The organism is Rugamonas sp. DEMB1, assembly GCF_029834475.1.
In the GTDB taxonomy this organism is placed as follows: Bacteria; Pseudomonadota; Gammaproteobacteria; order Burkholderiales; family Burkholderiaceae_D; genus Rugamonas; species Rugamonas rubra.
Genome location: NZ_CP122407.1, coordinates 2,434,836 through 2,455,822 on the forward strand (window position 1 = coordinate 2,434,836; position 20,987 = coordinate 2,455,822).

A 20,987-nucleotide genomic window follows, 5' to 3' on the forward strand; every position below is an offset into this window, starting at 1 on the left:
TCAGGCCTCCTGCTTCTTGAGCAGGGCGATGGCCAGGCCCATGATGACCGGCACGGCCAGCAGCATGGGCCAGAACGAGGCGCCCAGGTCGGCGAAGCCGAGCGCCTTGCTGAACACGCCACGGCTGATGGTGAACATGTGGCTGGCCGGATAGATCTCGCCGAACCAGCGGGCGCCGCCCTCGAGCGAGGAGACCGGGTTGATCAGGCCGGCGAACTGCACCGCCGGCAGCATGGTGCCGAGCATGGCGAAGAACATCGCGGCGATCTGGCTGCGCGTGACGGTGGAGGCGAGCAGGCCCATGCCGGTCGAGCAGACGCAGAAGATCAGCGCGGCCACGCTGAGCGCGGCGAAGCTGCCCGTCATCGGCACGCCGAACACGGTGACGGCCGCCAGGCACATCAGGGCGTAGTTGAACATGGCCAGGATCAGGTAGGGCAGCTGCTTGCCGATCAGGAACTCGGTGCGGGTGACCGGCGTGACGTACAGGTTGATGATCGAGCCGAGCTCCTTTTCGCGCACCACCGCCAGCGCGGTCAGCATGGCCGGCAGCATCAGCAACAGCAGCGGCATCACCGCCGGCACCATGGCCGGCAGGCTGCGCACGTCCGGGTTGTAGCGGTAGCGCGTTGCCACGCCGACCAGCGCGGTGGGCGTGGCGCCGGTCCGCTCGCGCAGCAGCTGGGCGTACCATTGCTGGTGCATGCCCTGGGCGTAGCCGGTGACGGTTTCGGCGCGCTGCGGCATGGCGCCGTCGATCCAGGCGCCGATCTGCACCGTCTGGCCGCGCGCCACGTCGCGCGCGAAGCCGGGCGGGATCTCGATGGCCAGCGACAGCTCGCCGCTGCGCATGCGCCGGTCGAGTTCGGCGTAGTCGTGGATCGGCGCCTGTTCGGTGAAGTAGCGCGAGCCGGCCAGGTTCAGCGTGTAGTTGCGGCTCAGTTCGGTTTGGTCGCGGTCGAGCACGGCGAAGCGCAGGTTGCCGACGTCCATGCTGATGCCGTAGCCCATGACGAACATCAGTAGCAGCGAGCCGAGCAGGGCGAGCGCGCCGCGCACCGGGTCGCGCCGCAGCTCAAGCGCCTCGCGCCACTGGTAGGTTTGAATGCGCGCCAGGCTGCGGCGCAGGCGGGCCACGGGGCCGCCGGATTTGCGCGCCTTGGGCGGCTTGGGCGGCGGCGCGGCGGCGCGCGCGATGGCAGGTTGCGGCGGCGCCGGCCCCGGCCCCTGCGCAGACGCTGGCGCCAGCGCAGGCCTCGGCGCGGCGGCGGGCCGGGGCCGGCCGCCGTTGGCGTCCCGCTCGGTGTCCTGCGCGGCGGCGTCGCGCAGCACGCCGATGAAGGCCTCCTCCAAGGTGGCGGCGCCGCGCCGGGCGATGATCTCGGCCGGCGCGGCGCTCTCCAACACGCGGCCGGCGTGCATCAGCGAGATGCGGTCGCAGCGTTCGGCCTCGTTCATGAAGTGGGTCGAGATGAAGATGGTCACCTTGTCGCGCCGCGCCAGCTCGATCATCAGGCGCCAGAAGTTGTCGCGGGCGACCGGGTCGACGCCGGAGGTGGGCTCGTCGAGGATCAGCAGTTCCGGCCGGTGCACGGTGGCGACGGCCAGCGACAGGCGCTGGCGCATGCCCAGCGGCAGTTGCTCGGGCAGCGCGTCCGGCACGCCCTGCAGGCCGAAGCGTTGCAGCGACTCGGCCACCCGCGCCGCCAGCTCGGCGGCGGGGACGTGGAACAGGCGCGCGTGCAGCACCAGGTTCTGCTCGACGGTCAGCTCGCGGTACAGCGAGAAGGCCTGCGACATGTAGCCGACCCGGCGCCGCGTCGCCAGGTCGCGCGGGTCGACCGGCTGGCCCAGCAGCCAGGCGCGGCCCTCGCTGGCCGGCTGCAGACCGGTCAGCATCTTCATCGTGGTCGACTTGCCGCAGCCGTTGGAGCCGATGAAGCCGAAGATCTCGCCGCGGCGGATGCGGAAGCTGACGTGGTCGACGGCGACAAAATCGCCGAAGCGCATGGTCAAGTCCTTGGCCTCGATGGCGATCTCGGCGTCGGCGGCCAGCGCCAGCGGGGCCAGGCTGACGGCCTGGTAGTCGCGCCGCTTCTCCTCCGGCAGCAGGGCGATGAAGGCGGCCTCGAGCGAGCTCTGGCCGGTGCGCGCCTGCAATTCGGCCGGGGTGCCGCTGGCCAGCACGCGGCCCTCGTCCATCGCCACCAGCCAGTCGAAGCGCTGCGCCTCCTCCATGTAGGCGGTGGCGACCACCACGCTCATGCCGGGCCGCTGCGCCTGGATTTCCGCGATCAGCTGCCAGAACTGGGCGCGCGCCAGCGGGTCGACGCCGGTGGTGGGTTCGTCGAGGATCAGCAGGTCGGGGTCGTGGATCAGCGCGCAGCACAGGCCGAGCTTCTGCTTCATGCCGCCGGACAGTTTGCCGGCCGGGCGCTCGAGGAAGGCGTGCAGGCCGGTGCTGGTGGTCAATTGGTCGATGCGGCGGCGCCGCTCGGCGGCGTTGTGGCCGAACAGGCGGGCGAAGAATTGCAGGTTCTCCTCCACCGACAGGGTCGGGTAGAGGTTCTTGCCCAGGCCCTGGGGCATGAAGGCGATGTTGGGGCAGACCGCCTGGCGGTGGCGGCGCCGCGCCATGTCGCCGCCGAGCACCTCGACGCGGCCCTGCTGCACCGCGCGGGCGCCCGACAACAGCGCCAGCAGGCTGGACTTGCCGACCCCGTCCGGGCCGATCAGGCCGACCATGCGGCCGGCCGGGATGTCCAGCGTCACCTGGTCCAGCGCGGTGGTCTTCTTGTAGCGCAGCGTCACGCCGGCAAGGCGCGCCACCGGCACGGGCGCGGCTGGCACTGTCACTGGCCGGCCTTGACGGTCAGCTCGGCCGGCCAGGCGGCGTTGGCGTCGAGCTTGATCCAGGCGACGCCGGGCAGGCCGGTCTTGACCTGGGCCAGATGGCGTTGCAGCAAGTCCTTGTCGATCTGCGCCTTGACCCGGAACATCAGCTTTTGCCGCTCGCTGGCGGTCTCCACCGTCTTCGGCGTGAACTGGGCGGCGCTGGCGACGAAGGAGACCTTGGCCGGAATCACGAACTGCGGCGCGGCGTCGAGCACGATGCGCACCTCGCTGCCCAGGGCGACGCGGCCGGCCACGGTTTCCGGCAGGAAGAAGGTCATGTAGACGTCGGACAGGTCGAGCAGGTTGAGCACGCGGCCGCCGCCGCCCAGCACCTCGCCGTCCTGGGCGACGCGGAACTGCACGCGGCCGGCGCGCGGCGCCTTGAGCACGCTGTCGGCCAGTTCCACCTCGATGCGCTCGAGTGTGGCCTGCAGCGCGCGCACGTTGGACTGGGCGCCGGCCACCTGGCTGCGCGCCGCCGCGATGCCCACCTTGGCGGCCCGCGCCTGGGCCTTGGCGGCGGACACGCCGGCCAGCAGGCTGTGTACCTTGGCGCGGTCGTCGTCCAGCAGCTGGCTGGAGAAGAAGCCCTCCTTGGCCAGTTTTTCCGAACGGGGCAGGCGGCGCTGCGCCGTGTCGAGCTCGCTTTCGCGCTGCGCCACCACGGCCAGCGCCGCCTCGTAGTTGGCCTGCTGCTGCGCCACCTGCACCTCGGCGCCGCCGACGGCCTGTTGCGCCTGCTGCAAGCGGGCCAAGGCCTCGTCGCGCTGGGCCTGCAGGCCATCGATCTGCATCTGCGCCAGCGGCTGGCCGGCCTTGACGAACTCGCCCTCGGCGACGAGGACTTTTTCCACCCGGCCGGCCAGCTTGGTGGCGACGGCGATCTCGGTGGCCTCGATGCGGCCGTTGCCGTTGATGAAGCCGTCGCCCAGGCCCTTGGCCTGCCACGGGCGCCACAGCAGCAAGGCGGCCACGGCGGCGGCCAGCAGCACGGCCGCGCTGATGCTCGATTTCATATTCATCTTCATTGCTCACCCTTCGCTATGTCCGGCGGGCCGGCGCAATGCCGGCCGCGTCCGCCCTTGCGCTGGCGGCGCCTGCCGTTCGCAGTCGTAGGCGGCCGTTCGCTGCCTGATGGCGACTGTTGAGTCGTAATAGTATTCCACTTGGATACTCTTGAGTCGCTATAGTTTTCTTGCACTGCAAAAAAACACTTCTGGTAGTCATCTGGTATTGCCGCAAGGCTCGAGAAGGAGGGCGGCCGACAGGTTCCGGAGATTGTTGAAGCGGTGTGAATCAGGTAAGCTGGCTTTCTTAGTAACAACAATCAGGGCAGCCTAGTGACCCCAACTCAATTCAAGCTGTCGATCGCCGCACTGGCCGTCGCCGGCGCGCTGGTCGGCGGCATCGTCGCCTACTCCATCGCCCCGCACGGCGAACAGGCCGCCCCGGCGGCGGCCGAGCGCCTGGCCACCGTGCGCCTGTGGCCGGCGCGCGTCGCCACCGTGGCCGGCGACGGCAGCTCCGGCGGCGAGGAAGGCGCCAAGGCGCGCTTCGCCGACCCCTTCGGCGTGGTGCTCGACCGCGCCGGCAACCTGTACGTGGCCGATGCCGGCGCCAACAACCGCATCCGCAGGATCAGCCCGGACGGCACGGTCAGCACCGTGGCCGGCTCGACCGAGGGCTACGCCGAGGGCGGCGGCGCGGCGGCCGCCTTCAACACGCCGTCCGGCCTGGCCATCGACGGCGCCGGCAACCTGTATGTGGCCGACACCGGCAACAACGCCATCCGCAAGATCACGCCGCAGGGCCAGGTGAGCACCCTGGCCGGCGACGGCCTGGCCGGCTTCCGCGACGGCAAGGGCGCGCAGGCCCAGTTCAACGGCCCGCTGGGCCTGGCGGTGGACGGCGCCGGCGTGGTCTACGTGGCCGACACCTACAACGACCGCATCCGCCGCATCGCGCCGGACGGCACGGTCAGCACCATCGCCGGCGGCGCCCGTCCCGGCCTGGCCGACGGCCCGGCGGCGCAATCGCTGTTCGACACGCCGTGCGCGCTGGCCTTGACGCCGGCCGGCGAGCTGTTGATCGCCGACACGCGCAACAACGCGCTGCGCAAGCTGACCCTGGGCGTCGACAGCCAGGTCAGCACCGTCGCCAGCGCCGACCAGAAGGACCGCGAATCGATGCTGAGCCGGCCGATGGCGCTGGCGGTCACGCACGACGGCGTCATCTACGTGGCCAGCGGCTTGCACGGCGCCGTGGCCCAGTTGGCGCCGGGCGCCGAGGCGGCCGCGCTGGTCGACGTCGACCATCCGGCCGAGCCCGGCTATGGCGGCGACGGCATGGTGCGCCTGTACGCGCCGCGCGGCATGGCGCTGGCGCCGGACGGCTCGCTGTTCGTCAGCGACGCGGCCACCTTCCGCCTGCACCACATCGCGCCGCCCCGGCCGGGCCAGGTGGCGCCGGCGGCGCCGCCGCCGGCGGCCGCGCCGCTCTGGGCCAAGCCGATGCTGTGGCCGGTCAAGCCGCAGCAGCAGGCGCACGAGGTGATCGGCCTGATGGGCGAGGTGCGCGGCAACTTCGACGGCGAGAGCCGCGACCACTTCCACGCCGGCCTCGACGTGCAGGCCGCCGTCGGCGCGCCGGTGCTGGCGGTGGCCGCCGCCAAGGTGCGCGACCCGCTGCCGAACTGGGCCTTTGGCGGCCTGAGCGAGGGGCTGGCGATCGACGGCCTGTCGTATATCCACATGCGGGTCGGCCGCAACGCCAAGGACGAGCCGCTCGACGGCCGCTTCCAGCTGCTGGCCGACGAGAACGGCAAGCCGGGCCGCGTCCGCGTCAAGCGCGGCACCCGCTTCGACAGCGGCGACACCTTGGGCACGGTCAACCGCATGGCCCACGTGCATTTGGACTACAGCCCGAACGGCGACGAGCTCAATCCGCTCAGCCTGCCGTTCATCGGCATGCGCGACACGGTGGCGCCGCAGATCCACGGTATCGCCCTGAGCGACGCCAGCGGCCGCGAGCTGGCGCGCAAGCGGGGCGGCCGGCTGGCCGTGGCGCGCAGCTTGGGCGAGGTGGGCATCGCCGTCGACGCCTTCGACCTGGTCGACGGCAACCAGGCGCGGCGCCGGCTGGGCCTCTACAAGCTCGGCTACCAGGTGTTGGCGGCGGAGGGCACGCCGCTGGCCGGCTTCGAGCAGCCGCGCGTCATGCAGCAGTACGACCGCCTGCCGCGCAACTCGGAGGCGGTCAAGCTGGCCTACGCCGCCAACAGCGGCATCACCGTGCACGGCAGCAAGGAGACGCGCTTCGTCTACGCGCTCAACAACCAGATGCTGGCCGGCCGCGTCACGCCGGGCATGTGGCGGGTGGCCGACCTGGCGCCGGGCAACTACACGCTGCGCATCCTGGCGGCCGACTATGCCGGCAACGTCGCCACGCAGGGCCGCGACCTGGCCATCATGGTCGAGTAACCGGGTTCTGGAAGGTTGGCGGGATGCCGGCCTTACCCCGCAGGCAAAGGGGTCAGACCCCTGCGGGGTCTGACCCCGGCTTCGGCGTCCCGGGCGGGGGTGAAAAAATGCCGCGAACGGCATCGGTTTATGCGGTACAATTTATTTTGAACGGTCGTGCTTTTTTATGCCGAGAAAAATAAAGGAGACAGCATGGATTTGAACTATACGGCCGACGGACTGGCCTTCCGCGACACGGTACGCGCCTTCCTCGACGCCAATTTGCCGGCCGACCTGCAGCAGAAGGTGCGCATGCACCTGCGCCTGCAAAAGGACGACTATGTGCGCTGGCACCGCATCGCCGCCAAGCAGGGCTGGGCGGCGCCGGCCTGGCCTGTGGAGTACGGCGGCCCGGGCTGGAACGCCACCCAGCGCCACATTTGGGAGGAGGAGTGCGCCCGCGCCGGCACGCCGCCCATCCTGCCGTTCGGTATCAACATGGTGGCGCCGGTCATCATGGCCTTCGCCAACGAGGCGCAAAAAGCCTATTATCTGCCGCGCATCCTCAGCTGCGAGGACTGGTGGTGCCAGGGCTACTCGGAACCGGGCGCCGGCTCCGACCTGGCCTCGCTGAAGACCACCGCCGAGCGCGTCGGCGAGCACTACATCGTCAACGGCCAGAAGACCTGGACCACGCTGGGCCAGCACGCCGACATGATCTTCTGCCTGGTGCGCACCGACAGCGGCGTGCGCAAGCAGGAGGGCATCTCCTTCCTGCTGATCGACATGAAGACGCCGGGCATCACCGTGCGGCCGATCATCATGCTCGACGAGGACCACGAGGTCAACGAGGTGTTCTTCGACAACGTCAAGGTGCCGTTGGAGAACCTGGTCGGCAAGGAAAACAAGGGCTGGACCTACGCCAAGTATTTGCTGGGCCACGAGCGCACCGGCATCGCGGCGGTGGGCCGCTCCAAGCGCGAGCTGTTGTTCCTGAAGAAGGTGGCGAGCGAGCACCTGAAGCACGGCAAGCCGCTGCTGCAGGACCCGCTGTTCGCCGCCAAGGTGGCCAATCTGGAGATCGAGCTGATGGCGCTGGAGACGACGGTGCTGCGCGTCATCACGCAGGACTCGCACGCGCCGGGACCGGAGGCGTCGATGCTGAAGGTGCGCGGCTCGGAGATCCAACAGTGGCTGACCGAGCTGATGGTCGAGGCGCTGGGGCCGAACGCGCTGCCCTTCGACACCGACTACCTGGACGGCAGCGCCGAGCACGCCTTGAGCGGCGACGACGCCGCCGCGCCGCTGGCCGGCTACTACTTCAATTTCCGCAAGACGTCGATCTACGGCGGCTCCAACGAGATTCAGAAAAACATCATTACCCAGATGATTCTGGGTCTGTGAGGGGACAGCATGGACTTTACTTTCAATGAAGAACAAAAGCAATTCGCCGACGCGCTGCGCCGCTGGGTCGACAAGGACTACGGCTTCGCCACGCGCCACCAGATCATCCATTCGCCGGCCGGCGTGTCCGACGCGGCCTGGGCCACGCTGACCGAGCTGGGCATGACGGCGCTGCCGGTGGCGCAGGCGCAGGGCGGCTTCGACGGCACGGCGGTCGACCTGCTGCTGGTGATGCAGGAGCTGGGGCGCGGCCTGGTGGTCGAACCCTACCTGGCCACCGTGCTGGGGGCGCGCTTCCTGAGCCTGGCCGGCGGCCACGAAGCGGCGCTGGAGCGAGTGGCCGGCGGCGAACTCAAGCTGGCCTGCGCGCTGGGCGAGCAGCAGTCGCGCCACGACCTGCATGACATCAAGACCACGGCCACGGCCAGCGGCGCCGGCTATGTGCTGGACGGCGCCAAGACCGTGGTCATCCACGGCGGCCAGGCCGGCGCGCTGATCGTCTCGGCGCGCAGCGCCGGCGCCCAACGCGACAGCGGCGGCATCTCGCTGTTCCTGCTGCCGGCCGACACGCCTGGCGTCACGGTGCGCGACTACCGCACCATCGACGGCCAGCGCGCCGCCAGCGTCACGCTGAAGCAGGTGGCGTTGCCGGCCGGCGCGCTGCTGGGCGCGGCCGGCGCCGGCTGGGGCATCCTCGACGCGGCGGGCGACTACGGCGCCACGCTGTTGTGCGCCGAGGCGGTCGGCGCGATGGACGCGATCTTCGCCGCCACGCTGGAGTACCTGAAGACGCGCGCGCAGTTCGGCGCGCCGATCGGCAAGTTCCAGGCGCTGCAGCACCGCATGGCCGACATGTTCATCCACCTCGAGCAGGCCCGTTCGATGGCCATGCTGGCCGCCGTCAAGGTCGATTCGAGCGACGAGGAGGAGCGCCGTCGCGTGGTGTCGGCGGCCAAGGTGCGGGTCGGCCAGGCGGCCACCTTCGTCGGCCAGCAGGCGGTGCAGCTGCACGGCGGCATGGGCGTCACCGACGAGCTGCCGGCGGCGCACCACTTCAAGCGTCTGAGCATGATCGCGCTGACCTTGGGCGACGTCGACCACCATCTGGAGCGTTTCATCGCCCAGCCCGGGTTTGTGCAGCATGCGTGAGCTCGCCACGTTGGAGGAGATGAGGGCGCTGGTCGGGCAGGAGGTCGCCGTGTCCGACTGGGTGGAGATCAGCCAGCAGCGCGTCGACCTGTTCGCCGAGGCCAGCGGCGACCACCAGTGGATCCACGTCGACGTCGAGCGGGCGGCGCTGGAGTCGCCGTTCGGCGGCACGGTGGCGCACGGCTTCATGACGCTGGCGCTGGTGCCGGCCATGCTGGTCAACGCGCTGCACATGGCCGACATGAGGATGGGCATCAACTACGGCCTCAACAAGGTGCGCTTCCCGGCCCCGGTGCCGGTCGGCAGCCGGCTGCGCGCGCGCCTGACCATCCAGGCCATCGAGGACATCGAGGGCGGCGCGCAGGTCGAGTGGGGCGTGGTGGTCGAGCGCGAGGGCGGCGTCAAGCCGGTCTGCGTGGCCGAGTTTTTGATGCGGCGCTATTGAGGGCGGTGCGGTGTCGCCAAGAAAACCCAGCGGCGCAAACCTAGAAGGGTCAGACCCTAGGGTCTGACCCTGACTCCTTGCCTTCGGGGTTGAGAGCCCGCTGGCGCTGCTCGCCCCGGCGCCGCTCAGTCGTGGCCGTCGAGGCAAAAGCGGTTGCGGCCGGTGTGCTTGGCGCGGTACAGCAGGGCGTCGGCGGTGCGGATCAGCTCGCCGGTGTCGAGGCCGGCGCGCGGCAGCGTCGCCGCCAGGCCCATGCTGACGGTGACCAGCGGGCTGGTCGGCGAGGCGGCGTGCGGCAGGGCGGTCGCGCGCACCTCGTCGAGCAGGCGCTGGGCGACCACGCTGGCGCCGGCCAGCTCCTCCTCCGGCAGCAGCAGGATGAACTCTTCGCCGCCGAAGCGCGCCAACAGGCCCTGCGGCCGGCTGGCGCAACGGGCCATGGCGGCGCACAGCCGCTGCAGGCAATGGTCGCCGGCCTGGTGGCCGTACAGGTCGTTGTAGCGCTTGAAGTGGTCGACGTCGATCATGATCAGGGCCAGCGCCGCGCCGGAGCGGGCGCAGCGGCGCCATTCGTTCTCCAGCGTGTTGTTGAAGCTGCGCCGGTTGGCCACGCCGGTCAGCGCGTCGGTCAGGGTCAGCTCGCGCAGCGCGTCGGCCTGGCGCTTGATGGTCAACTGGGTGCGCACGCGGGCGCGCACCACGGCGACGTTGAAGGGTTTGCTGATGAAGTCGACGGCGCCGGCCTCGAGCGCGCGCGTCTCGTCCTCCGGCTGGCTCAGCGCGGTGACGAAGATGACCGGGATGTCGTGCGTTTCGGTCGACGCCTTCAGCGCGGCGCAGACCGCGTAGCCGTCCATGCCGGGCATCATGGCGTCGAGCAGGATCAGGTCGGGCAACTGCTGGTGGGCCAACTCGAGCGCCTTCTCCCCGCTCAGGGCGAACAACACGTCGTGCTCGCCGCGCAGCGCCTGGTGCAGGATCTGGATGTTCTCCATCGCGTCGTCGACCACCAGGATGCGTCCATTGGTGGCCAGGTTGGTCCAGCTCATGCCCAGTCCTTTCGTTGCAACAGCTCGTCCACCAGTTGCTGGGCGCGCGGGAAGTCCAGTGTGTCCAGGGCGGCGGCCATCCTGCCGTCGCAGTGGCGCGCCGCGAGGGCGGGGCGCAGTGCGTGGAAGCACTCCAGCGCGTGTAAATTGTTATTTTGAAGCAAAGTTTGGAATTCCGCCAGCACTCGCTTCAATGCGGCGGAGTCAAGGTCGATTCCGTCCGGCAATGTGGCGGGCGCGGCCGCCTGCGCCGGCAGCGCGTCGATGCCGGCGCGCACCACCGCCAGCGCCTCCTCCAGCGCGCCCAGCGCCTCCTCCAGCGACACCGCCGGCGCGGCCCCGGTGGCCGTTTCCGGCCGCTTGCTGTCTGTCGGGGCGCCATTGTTAGCGGCGGCGAAGGCGGCAGCCTCGGCCACGGCGTCGGCGCGGCGCGGCGTGGCAAGGGTAGCGGTCGCCAGCGCCGCCAGCGCCGCCTCGGCCCGGGCGCAGTGGCGGGCGACATCGACTGCGCCCAGGTTGCCCGCCACGCCGCGCAGCCGGTGCAGCAGTAGCTTGGCCTCGTCGCGGCGCGCCTCGGCCAGCAGCGTGCGCAGCTCGCCGACGGTGTCGCCGTTGCTGGCGGCGAAGCGCCGCAGCAGGGCGGACAGCGCGGCGCGGTCGCCGCCCATGCGCTGCAGGGCCGGCGCCAGGTCGATGCCGTCCGTCGCCGGCGCGGCGCCGGCCGCCGTCGCCGTCGCCGTTGCCGTCGCCGTCGCCGCCGCCGCCATCGCGGCCGCAGCCGGTTCAGCTATCGCCGCCGTCGTAGTGCTTGTCGTCGCTGTCGTCGTTGCTGGCGCTGGCGCCGCCGTTGCCGCCGGCAGCGCCAGCCGGGCCAGCGTGGCCACCAGTTGTTCGACGTCGATGGGCTTGGGCACGTGCGCGTCCATGCCGGCGGCACTGGCGGCGGCACGGTCCTCGTCGGTGACGTTGGCGGTCATGGCGATCAGCGGCAGCCGCGTCAGGCCCATCCGGCGGATCGCGGCGGCGGCCTCGTAGCCGTTCATCACCGGCATCTGGATGTCCATCAGCACCGCGTCGCAGCGCTGCGGCTGGTCGCGCAGCAGGGCGACGGCGCGCTCGCCGTTGACGGCGGTCTCGACGCTGGCGCCGGCGTGGCGCAGGATGAATTGGGCCACCTCCTGGTTGATCTCGTTGTCCTCGACCAGCAACACGCGCAGGCCGGCCAGGCGTCCGGCCAGTGGCAGGCGCGGGCGCGCTTGGTGCGCCGGCGCCGCGCCGCGCAGGGCCGCCACCGCCGCCAGCAGGCGGCCGGGGGTGATCGGCTTGAATAACACGCCGGCGGGCGCGGGTTCGCCCGCCGCCTCGCCGGTCCAGCCCGCCATCATCCGCAGCGCCGGCGGCAGTGGTGGCGCCGCCGCGCCGAGCGCCGCCGCCGCGTCGGCCAGGGCGGGCATGGCCTGGTCGAGCAGCAACAGGTCGAAGCGGCGCGGGCCGCGCAGCAGGACCAGCGCGGCGGCGCCGTCGGCGGCGCTGCTGGCGTGCCAGCCGAAGCCGGCGCAGGCGTCGCCGAGGGCGGCGCGGACACTGGCGTTGTCGTCCACGATCAGCACGGCCAGCCGCTGCAAGGCCGGCGGCAGCGGCACGGCGGGGACGGCCGACGCGGCGCGCCCCAGCGTGCAGCTGAAGCGGAACTCGGCGCCCCGGCCGGGCTGGCTGTGCACGTTGATGGCGCCGCCCATCAGGTCGGCCAGGCGGCGGCAGATCGCCAGGCCGAGGCCGGCGCCGCCGTAGCGCCGGCTGCTGCTGCCGTCGGCCTGGTAGAAGGCCTCGAAGATGTGTTGCTGCTGCTCGAGCGGGACGCCGATGCCGCTGTCGCGCACGACGAATTCGAGGGCGATGCCTTCACCGTCGGCGCTGCCGGCGCCGCGGCCGGGCGTGCCGGCGGCCGTCGCGCCGTCCTGCGCCGGGCGCACCGTCAGCACCACCTCGCCGGCGGCGGTGAACTTGATGGCGTTGCCGAGCAGTTTGAGCAGCACCTGCTGCAGCCGCGCCGCGTCGCCCAGCAGCATGGCCGGCACGCCCGGCGCGACGGCGAACACCGGCTCGACGCCCTTGGCCCAGGCCGCGTCGGCAAGCTGCGCGGCGAGGCCGTCGAGTAGCTCGTCGAGGGCGAACGGTGCGGGCTCCAGCGCCAGTTGGCCGGCCTCGATGCGGGCGAAGTCGAAGACGTCGTTGACCAGGCCGAGCAGGGCGTGGGTGGCCAGCTCGATCTTGGCCAGGTAGCCCTGCTGGCGCGCGTCCGGCGCGGCCGCGCCGAGCAGCCTGGCCAGGCCGACGATGGCGTTCATCGGGGTGCGGATCTCGTGGCTCATGTTGGCCACGAACTCGCTCTTGGCGCGGCTGGCCGCCTCGGCGCGGTCGCGCGCCAGCACCAGCTCCTCGTTGAGCTCCTGCAGGTGCAGCTCGCTTTCCTTGAGCGCGGTGACGTCGGCCACCAGCACGAAGAAGCCCTGCACCACGCCGCCCGGGTCGAGGTCGGGGATGAAGTTGGTCCAGGTGTGGCTGCTGTCGCCCGACGGCCAGGCCAGCTCGCCGGCGAAGCCCTGCGGCCGGCCGGCCAGCGCGCCGTCGACGTGCTGGCGCTGTTGCGCGAAGGCGGCGGCGCCCAGCACGTCCGGCATGGCGGCGCCGGCGATGCGCTCGGCGTCGCTGCCGTGCCAGTCGAGGAAGTAGCGGTTGGCGAAGCGGCAGCGCAGCCCGGCGTCCCAGTAGGCCACCATGCCGGGCAGGTTGTCGGTGACGGTGCGGATGAAGTGCTCGCTGCGGGCCAGCCGCTCGGTGGTGGCGCGCAGCGCCCGCTCGGCCTGCTTGCGCTCGGTGACGTCGATGGCGATGCCGAGCACGTGGGTGGCGCGGCCCTGCTCGTCGCGCAGCGCCACCTTGCGCGTGGTCAGCAGGAGCCGCGTGCCGTCGGCGCGGCTGACCGGCTCCTGTTCCGTCTCGCAGACCTGGCGCGAGGCCAGCACCAGGCGGTCGGCGGCGGCGAAGGCGGCGGCCTGGGCGGGCGGGAACAGCTCGGCGTCGGTCTTGCCGAGCAGCTTGTCGCGGCTCAGGCCGAGCAACTGCTCGCCGTGGCGGTTGAACATTTCGAAGCGCAGGTCGTCGGCGCGCTTGACGAACAGCATGGCCGGCATGTTCTCCACCACCGACTTGAACAACTGCTTCGACTGGCGCAGCTGGGCCTCGGTGTTCTTCTGCGCGGTGATGTCCTGCAGCAGGGCGCTGATGGCGCGCAGCTCGCCGTCCGGGTCGAACTGCGGGTAGTAGCTGAGCAGCCAGTGGCACAGTTGGTTGGGCGAACCGGGCGCGGTGCCGCTCAGGGCGATGCCGGTCAGCGGCCGGCCGCTGCGCAGCACCTCGGCGTAGTGCTCGAGCACGGCGCGGCGCGCCTGCGGGTCGGCGACCATGTCGGCGATCGGCCGGCCCAGGTGCTGCTCGACCGGGCGGCCGTTGACCGCCGCCAGATAGTCGTTGATGCGCACCACGCGCAGTTGCGGGTCGACATAGCTGAGGCCGACCGGGGCGGTGGCGTAGACGGTTTCCAGCAGCGCGCTGGAGCGCTCCAGCGCGGCGGTGCGCTGCTGCACCAGGCTTTCCAGCTGGTGGCGGTGGCGCAGCAGGTCGACCTCCAGCGCGCGCAGGGCGTCGGCCACCGCCTCGGTCTCGCGGCAGCCGGTCGAGGCCAGCGCCAGCGGGGCGCCGCTGGCCAGCGCCTGGGCCGGCGCGACCAGCGCGCGCACGGCGCGGCCGATGCGGCCGGCCACCAGCCAGGCCAGCGCCAGGCCGGCCAGCAGCGGCAGCAGCAGCACCAGGGCGATCGGCCTGACCATGTGCAGCAGCGCTTGGTCGGCGCGCATCTGCGGCACGCTGACGACGACGGTGGCGCCGCCCAGGGCGGCGCGGTGGAAGCCGAGGAAGACCGCCGCGCCGGCGCCGTTGCGGGTGTCGAGCAGGCCCTCGCTGGCCTCGCCCAGGTCGGCGCGCAGCGGCGGCACGCCGGGCCGCGCCAGCCAGGCCGGGCCGGACTGGGCCAGCTGCGCGCCGGCGGCGTCGAGCAGCAGGACGCTCAGCGCCGGCGCCACCGGCTGGTCGTCGAGGACGCGGCCGAGGCGGGCCGGCTGGAAGGCGGCGCTGAGGGTGTAGCCGGCGCGGCCGGCCAGGCGCACCGGCAGGTCGAGGGCGGGCAGGCCGTCGGGGCGCAGCGTCAGGCGGCCGGCGGCCCCCGGGGGCTGGGCCGGCGCGGCCGGCGTGGCGGGCGGTGGCGCGCTTGCCGGCGCGCCGTTGTTGGCGAGCATCAGCTGCTCGCCGCCGGCCTTGCTCAGCGAAATATAGGCCAGCGGCAGCTCGGCCAGCAGCGCGTCGGCCTGGCGCCGCAGCGCCGCCAGGTCGCCGCCGGCCAGGCTGGGCGAGGCGGCCAGCGCGAGCAGGGCGCCACGGCCCTGGGCCAGCTCGCTGTCGAGCGCGCCGGCGACGGCGCGCGCGGTTTGCCGGGTGTCCCGCATCAGCTCGTCGCGCTCGCGCTGGTGGACGCGCTGCGCCAGCGCGCCGAAGGCGAGCAGCGCCGGCAGCGCGCAGGCGAGCGCCAGCAGCGCGATTTGCGAGCGGATCGAAGGCAGGGCCGGGCGGCGCTTTTCTTGCACTTGGAAAACCCTTGTTGAGGCGGCGTCAACTAGCGCGCCGTCTGGCGCGCGATGTGGGGGCCGGCAACAAAATACTATCCGAGGCGGGCGCTTTGCGGAAGGGCGCGCCGGCGTTGCGGCGCAAATAGATGGCGCCGATCACGCGCCAAGGCGGGGGCGGGGGAAAGGCCGGCGGGCGGGCCGCCGGCTAGTGTAGTGTTGCGCCCTTGTTGATGCATAAAAATGCGCCTTTGCCCGCCATGCGTCGTTGCCAATCCTCGCGATAGCCTGCTATCGCTCCGGTTGGCGCCTAGCCTGGCGAGCAAACGCATCATTTTTATATGCACCCCCAAGAACGCAACACTACACTAGCGCGACGATGCCGGACTCAGCTGCGGGTGATCGGCAGGCCCAGGTCTTCCTTGCTGGCGGCGTACTTGGCCAGCTCGAGCTTGGCGACGGCGTTGCGGTGCACCTCGTCGGGGCCGTCGGCCAGGCGCAGGGTGCGGTTGCCGGCCCACTGGTAGGCCAGCGGGAAGTCGTCCGACACGCCGGCCGCGCCGTGCGCCTGGATCGCCCAGTCGAGCACCTGCTGCGCCACGTTGGGCGCCAGCACCTTGATCATGGCGATCTCGGCCTGGGCACCCTTGTTGCCGACCGTGTCCATCATATAGGCCGTCTTCAGGGTCAGCAGGCGCGCCGTGTCGATCTGGATGCGCGCCTCGGCGATGCGCTCGCGCCACACGCCCTGGTCGGCCAGGCGCTTGCCGAAGGCCGTGCGGGCCTGCAGCCGCTTGCACATCAGCTCGAGCGCGCGCTCGGCCACGCCGATGGCGCGCATGCAGTGGTGGATGCGGCCGGGGCCGAGGCGGCCCTGGGCGATCTCGAAGCCGCGCCCCTCGCCGAGCAGGATGTTGCTGGCCGGCACGCGCACGTTGTCGAAGCGGATCTCGCAGTGGCCGTGCGGCGCGTCGTCGTAGCCGAACACCGGCAGCGGCCGGACGATGCTGATGCCGGGCGTGTCGGCCGCCACCAGCACCATCGACTGCTGGGCGTGGCGGGCGGCCTGGAAGTCGGTCTTGCCCATGGTGATGAACAGCTTGCAGCGCGGGTCGCCGGCGCCGGAGATCCACCACTTGTGGCCGTTGATGACGTAGTCGTCGCCGTCGCGCACGATGCGGGTCTCGATGTTGGTGGCGTCCGACGAGGCCACGCCCGGCTCGGTCATGGCGAAGGCCGAGCGGATCTCGCCGCGCAGCAGCGGTTCGAGCCACTGTTGCTTGTGCTGCTCGGTGCCGTAGCGCTCGATGGTCTCCATGTTGCCGGTGTCGGGCGCGGCGCAGTTGAACACCTCGGGCGCCCAGGGCACCCGGCCCATGATCTCGCACAGCGGCGCGTAGTCGAGGTTGGACAGCGCCTCGGGCGCGCGCGCCGACTTGGGCAGGAACAAATTCCACAGACCCTGCCGGCGCGCCAGCGGCTTCAGGCGCTCGATCAGCTCGGTGGGAATCCAGCGGTTGCCGCGTTCGGCGCCGTTGCGGTCGACCTCCTGCTTGAAGGCCTGCTCGTTGGGGTAGATGTGCTGGTCCATGAAGGCCAGCAGTTTTTCCTGCAGCGCCTTGCAGCGCTCCGAATACGCGAAATCCATGTCTGTGTCCCCTGCTGTGTGGTGGAGCTGATTAGATCGGTTTGCCGCAGGCGTAGGCCCAGCCCAGCTCGGCCATCGGCCGCGCCATCTTGCCCGACTCCAGCGCCTGGGCGCTGGCGGCGGTGCCGTCGACGTAGCGCTTCATGATGCCCTGCATGATGCTGGCCAGGCGGAACATGTTGAAGGCCAGGTAGAAATTGAAGTCCTCCAGGCGGATTGTCTTGCCGGTGCGCTCGGCGTAGCGGGCGATGTATTCCTGCTGCGAGGGGATGCCCAGCGCCTTCAGGTCCAGCCCGGCGATGCCGCGGAACTGGCCCGGGGCTATGTGCCAGCTCATGCAGTGGTAGGAGAAGTCGGCGAAGGGGTGGCCCAGGGTCGACAGCTCCCAGTCCAGCACGGCGAGGATGCGCGGCTCGGTGGGGTGGAACAGCATGTTGTCGAGGCGGTAGTCGCCGTGCACGATGGCGGTGTCGTCGCCGGCCGGGATGTGCTGCGGCAGCCAGGCGATCAGCTGGTCCATCGCCTCGATGGTCTCGGTCTGGGCGGCCGTGTACTGCTTGCTCCAGCGTTCGATCTGGCGGGCGAAGTAGTTGCCCGGCTTGCCGTAGTCGGCCAGGCCGATGGCGGCGTAGTCGATGCTGTGCAGCTGGGCGATGACGCGGTTCATCTCGTCGTAGATGGCGGCGCGCTCGGCCGGCGCCATGCCGGGCAGGGCCTGGTCCCACAGCACGCGGCCCTCGACGAACTCCATCACGTAGAAGGCGCGGCCGATGACGTCCTCGTCGGTGCACAGGGCGTACTGGCGGGCGGCCGGGAAGCCGGCCTTGTTGAGCGCGTCCATGACGCGGTACTCGCGCTCGATGGCGTGGGCCGAGGGCAGCAGCTTGGCGGCCGGCGCCGGCTTGGTGCGCAACACGTAGTGCTGCCCGCCCTTGCTCAGCTTGAAGGTGGGGTTCGACTGGCCGCCCTTGAATTGCTCGACCGTCAGCGGGCCGGCCGGGTAGCCGTCGATGTGGACGGCGAGGTAGGCGTCGAGCGCGGCGACGTCGAACTGGTGGCGCGCCGAAACCGCCTTGGTGCCGATGAATTCTTCGAACATTCTGTCTCCTGCGGTGTTGTTGGTGCCCCATTCTAGCTGAAAATAGAACGAGCGTACTTTTATCCGGAGAATATTTTTCGCACCCGGCCGGCGCGGCGCCGGGGGTGTTGTTTGGCTGACGGGAAAGGGCTGGCGGACATGGCGGCCTGCGGTGGCCGCGCCCGCCGCGCGGGCCGGCGCGGCGGTGGATGGGGGCTTAGAAGAACAGCGCGGTGCGGCTGACGATGCTGCCGTTGTTGGTGTAGTTGCCGGTGGCGCGCACCGAGCCGGTGTTGAACTTGCCGTCGTCGAGCTTGCTGTCGATCTGCTCGGCGAAGGAGTCGGGCAGGTTGTCGAGGCGGATGCCGTTGCCGCCACGGCCGGCGACGATGTCGTTGTAGATGTAGACGGCGCCGCCCTGGGCGCTGGTCATGAAGTCGGTGCTGCCGTTGTAGGAGCCGGTGATGAAGCCGGCCAGCGCCAGGTGTTGCGGCGCCAGCTGGTATTCGGCGATCTGGCCGTCGCCGTTGCCGTTGCCGCTGGCGCCGGGGGCGTGCAGGGTGGCCTGGACGTCGTCGCCGGGCAGGGCGCGGAACTTGTCCTGGTAGGCGTTGACGGCGGCCGACAGCGAGTTCGACTGCTGGATGATGTTCTTCACCTTGGCGCTGTCGATCAGGCCCTGGCCCTTCAGCACGCCGCCCAGCAGCAGGCCGATGATGACCAGCACGATGGCGATTTCGACCAGGGTGAAGCCGCGTTGGGCCGGCAGTCGCGGGGTGGGGCCTTGCATGGGTTTGTCCTTTTGGTTCATACCGCTATATTACAATTCCTGCGCCGATTGCGCATCATAAACAATGCCTGCTGGCAGGGTGGCGCCGCCGCGCACGACGGCCGCTCTCGGCCGCTCACGGCGGTGTCGCTGGCGTGGCGGCCTGGCGCGCCGCCAGCGCGTCGAGGCGGGCGGCCAGGAAGCGCAGCTCGTTGGGCTCGTCGATGCTGCCGTCCTGCAGCAGGCCGCCGATCAGCGCGCGCGCGGCGTCGAGCTCGTTCATGTCCTCCAGCACGAAGACCTCCAGCTCGCGCGCCCAGGCCGGCACGCCGGGGCCGCGCGCGCGCAGGCGGATGGCGCGGGCGTACTCGCGTGCCAGCGGCAGGTCGTGCAGGCGGTGCTTGGCCACCAGCGCGGCGTGGGCCAGCCAGGGCCAGCGCCGGTCGGGGCCTCGGCGAAGCGCTGGTAGACGAAGGCCAGCATCAGGCGCTGGCGCGGCGCGTCGTTGACGGCGCCGTACACCGCGCTGGCGGCCAGCAGCGGGTACTGGCTGCGCGGGTCGAGGTCGAGGGCGCGGCCGAGCCAGGCGGCGACGCCGGCGTAGTCCAAATGGCGCCAGGCGATGTCCATCCCGGCCTGCTGGTCGAAGCCCTGCACGTACAGGGTCAGCAGGCGCGACAGGGCGGCCGTCTCGCCCAGGCTGGCCAGGCGCAGCAGGGCCAGCGGCGGCGGCGGCGGCAGCGCCTGCTGGCTGGGCGCCGGCGCCGGCCGGCCGGCCTGCCACAGCAGCTGGCCGCCCAGGGTCAGCGCCAGCAGCCAGCGCACGGCGGGCGGCACGCGCGACGGCGGCGCCGGGCGCGCCGCCGCGGCTGCCGGTGGCGGCGTGGCGCCGGGCGGGAGCGCGGCCATCAGACGTTCTTGCGGTACAGGTCGAACAGGGCGGCGCTGGCCAGCAGGGCGACGTACAGCGCGCTCTGCGCCAGCACGGCCAGCAGGTCGGCGCCGCTGCCGCCGTGGTAGACCAGCCACTCGCTGCGGGTGAAACCGTCCAGGTGGGGCAGCAGCAGGGCCAGCAGGTCGACGCCGCCGGCCAGCAGGCGGCCCGCCGCGCCGTGGCCGGCGTCGGCGGCGTGGCCGAGCAGTTGCAGCGTGCCGATCAGGCGCGCCAGCAGGTAGAAGGCGGCGACGGCGGCCAGCGCCGGCAGGGTCTGGCCCAGGCCGAGCGCGCACAGCAGGCTGAAGGCGGCGACGATCCACAACTCGCACAGCAGCGAGGCGGCCCACAGCGCCGCCTGGCCGGGCGGCGCCAGGCCCAGCGCCAGGGCGCCGAACAGCAGCGCCGGCAGCGCGGCGGCGGCGGCGAAGCCGGCCAGCTTGCCGAGCAGGTAGGCGGCGCGCGGCAGCGCCAGCGCCAACAGCAGCTCGAGGCCCTTGTCCTGCGCTTCGCGGGCGATGCTGGTGACGACGAAGGCGGCCAGCAGGAACACCGCCGCCAGGCGCAGCAGCGCGGCCAGCACGGCCGCCTGCAGCTGGCCGCCCTCGGTCAGCGCGACGGCGTGCAGCAGCGCGCCCAGGCCGACGGCGCCGGCGGCGGCCAGCAGCAGCAGCCACAGCAGGCGGTTGCGCAGCGCCTCGAGCAGGGTGTAGCGGGCGATGGTCAGGGCCGGGCGCAGCAGCGGCGAACGGGGCGGCGCGGCCGGCGTCATGGCAGCCGTTGCGCCGCGACCATGCGGTTGTACAGGATGTTGGGCGAGAGCCATACCACCTGGTCGTCGAACTCGCCGCCCGGCGCGGCGACGTTGTCGTTGACCGGCCGGCTGAGGAAGGTCGTGCCGCTGTTGCCGAGGTTGATCTTCTCGTCCGGGTTGTTGGCCGAGGTGTTGGCCAGCAGTATCGCCTGTTCGCTGGTGGCGCCGTAACCGTTGCGGCCGTGCGACATGACGACCGCGACGATATCGTCGGGCGCGCTGGCGGCCACCAAGGCGCCTGTGGCGTCGCGGGTGGCGATGCTGATGTCGCGCGGGCTCTTGAGCGTGAACAGGCTGGCGCTGCCGCTGAAGCCGGGCGACACGCTGTAGCGGAACAGGTGGTTCCAGCCGTCCAGCTTGGCCAGGCCCAAGGTGGCCCAGGGCAGGAAGCCGACGCGGCGGCCGTTGCTGCAGGCCGATTCGGTGCGGTCCTCCAGACCGTTGCCGGCCGAGATGGCCGGGCAGGGCAGGTAGCCGTTGCGTAGCGCGAAGCCCAACAGCGCCTCCTTGGCCTCGTCGAGCGCCTTTTGCGTTTCGCTGCCCCGGCGCTGTTCCAGTTGCGCCGCCAGCGGCGTGATGAGGCCGCCGATGAGGAGGCCGACGATGACCAGTACGACGGCGATTTCGACCAGGGTGAAGCCGCCGGAACGGTGTTTTTTCATGAT

Annotated in this window: 15 protein-coding genes; 4 read left to right on the forward strand and 11 right to left on the reverse strand. The window is 71.4% G+C overall.

The window, feature by feature from the left end; genetic code table 11:
* Together rbbA and QC826_RS11195 are read right to left on the reverse strand one after the other, a co-directional pair.
* Complete coding sequence (gene rbbA, locus QC826_RS11190; protein WP_279765690.1) at window positions 1-2,856, reverse strand: ribosome-associated ATPase/putative transporter RbbA; 2,856 nt, start codon at window positions 2,854-2,856, stop codon at window positions 1-3.
* Entirely contained in the window at window positions 2,853-3,917 is a 1,065-nt protein-coding gene (locus tag QC826_RS11195) for an HlyD family secretion protein (protein ID WP_279765691.1), read from the reverse strand. The genes rbbA and QC826_RS11195 overlap by 4 nt, the downstream gene beginning before the upstream one ends.
* A gap of 318 nt (window positions 3,918-4,235) precedes the next feature.
* Between QC826_RS11195 and QC826_RS11200 the strand changes: the two genes are divergently transcribed.
* From QC826_RS11200 to QC826_RS11215, 4 genes are all read left to right on the forward strand, one after another.
* The gene (locus tag QC826_RS11200) at window positions 4,236-6,374 is read left to right on the forward strand and encodes a gluconolaconase (protein ID WP_279765692.1); all 2,139 of its coding nucleotides are present in this window, start codon (window positions 4,236-4,238) and stop codon (window positions 6,372-6,374) included.
* Between the two features lie 192 nt (window positions 6,375-6,566).
* Complete coding sequence (locus tag QC826_RS11205) at window positions 6,567-7,757, forward strand: acyl-CoA dehydrogenase family protein (RefSeq protein WP_279765693.1); 1,191 nt, start codon at window positions 6,567-6,569, stop codon at window positions 7,755-7,757.
* Window positions 7,758-7,766: 9 nt separating this feature from the next.
* Window positions 7,767-8,906, forward strand: a complete 1,140-nt coding sequence (locus QC826_RS11210) for an acyl-CoA dehydrogenase family protein (RefSeq protein WP_279765694.1) — start codon at window positions 7,767-7,769, stop codon at window positions 8,904-8,906.
* The gene (locus QC826_RS11215; RefSeq protein ID WP_279765695.1) at window positions 8,899-9,351 is read left to right on the forward strand and encodes a MaoC family dehydratase; all 453 of its coding nucleotides are present in this window, start codon (window positions 8,899-8,901) and stop codon (window positions 9,349-9,351) included. The genes QC826_RS11210 and QC826_RS11215 overlap by 8 nt, the downstream gene beginning before the upstream one ends.
* Before the next feature lie 125 nt (window positions 9,352-9,476).
* On the opposite strand, the gene QC826_RS11220 is transcribed toward QC826_RS11215, so the two are convergent.
* The 9 genes from QC826_RS11220 to QC826_RS11260 form a co-directional block, all read right to left on the reverse strand.
* A complete protein-coding gene (locus QC826_RS11220; protein WP_279765696.1) occupies window positions 9,477-10,400 on the reverse strand; it encodes a diguanylate cyclase domain-containing protein in 924 nt (307 codons plus the stop codon).
* The gene (locus QC826_RS11225) at window positions 10,397-15,100 is read right to left on the reverse strand and encodes a PAS domain-containing protein (RefSeq protein ID WP_279765698.1); all 4,704 of its coding nucleotides are present in this window, start codon (window positions 15,098-15,100) and stop codon (window positions 10,397-10,399) included. Before QC826_RS11225 ends, QC826_RS11220 begins: the two co-directional genes overlap by 4 nt.
* 367 nt (window positions 15,101-15,467) lie before the next feature.
* Window positions 15,468-16,727 (reverse strand): acyl-CoA dehydrogenase family protein, encoded by a 1,260-nt coding sequence (locus tag QC826_RS11230; RefSeq protein WP_279765699.1) that lies wholly within the window; start codon window positions 16,725-16,727, stop codon window positions 15,468-15,470.
* A gap of 31 nt (window positions 16,728-16,758) precedes the next feature.
* Window positions 16,759-17,826 carry a phosphotransferase gene (locus QC826_RS11235; protein WP_279765700.1) on the reverse strand — a complete coding sequence of 356 codons (1,068 nt, stop codon included), beginning with the start codon at window positions 17,824-17,826 and terminating at the stop codon, window positions 16,759-16,761.
* 196 nt (window positions 17,827-18,022) lie between these two features.
* Window positions 18,023-18,595, reverse strand: coding sequence for a prepilin-type N-terminal cleavage/methylation domain-containing protein (locus tag QC826_RS11240; protein WP_279765701.1), 573 nt, complete (start codon window positions 18,593-18,595; stop codon window positions 18,023-18,025).
* Between the two features lie 115 nt (window positions 18,596-18,710).
* On the reverse strand, window positions 18,711-18,869 hold the full coding sequence (locus QC826_RS11245; protein WP_279765702.1) for a hypothetical protein: 159 nt from the start codon (window positions 18,867-18,869) through the stop codon (window positions 18,711-18,713).
* Window positions 18,854-19,483, reverse strand: coding sequence for a hypothetical protein (locus tag QC826_RS11250; RefSeq protein ID WP_279765703.1), 630 nt, complete (start codon window positions 19,481-19,483; stop codon window positions 18,854-18,856). Before QC826_RS11250 ends, QC826_RS11245 begins: the two co-directional genes overlap by 16 nt.
* Complete coding sequence (locus QC826_RS11255; protein ID WP_279765704.1) at window positions 19,483-20,280, reverse strand: ABC transporter permease; 798 nt, start codon at window positions 20,278-20,280, stop codon at window positions 19,483-19,485. The genes QC826_RS11250 and QC826_RS11255 overlap by 1 nt, the downstream gene beginning before the upstream one ends.
* On the reverse strand, window positions 20,277-20,984 hold the full coding sequence (locus QC826_RS11260) for a prepilin-type N-terminal cleavage/methylation domain-containing protein (protein WP_279765705.1): 708 nt from the start codon (window positions 20,982-20,984) through the stop codon (window positions 20,277-20,279). The genes QC826_RS11255 and QC826_RS11260 overlap by 4 nt, the downstream gene beginning before the upstream one ends.
* Between the last annotated feature and the right edge of the window lie 3 nt (window positions 20,985-20,987).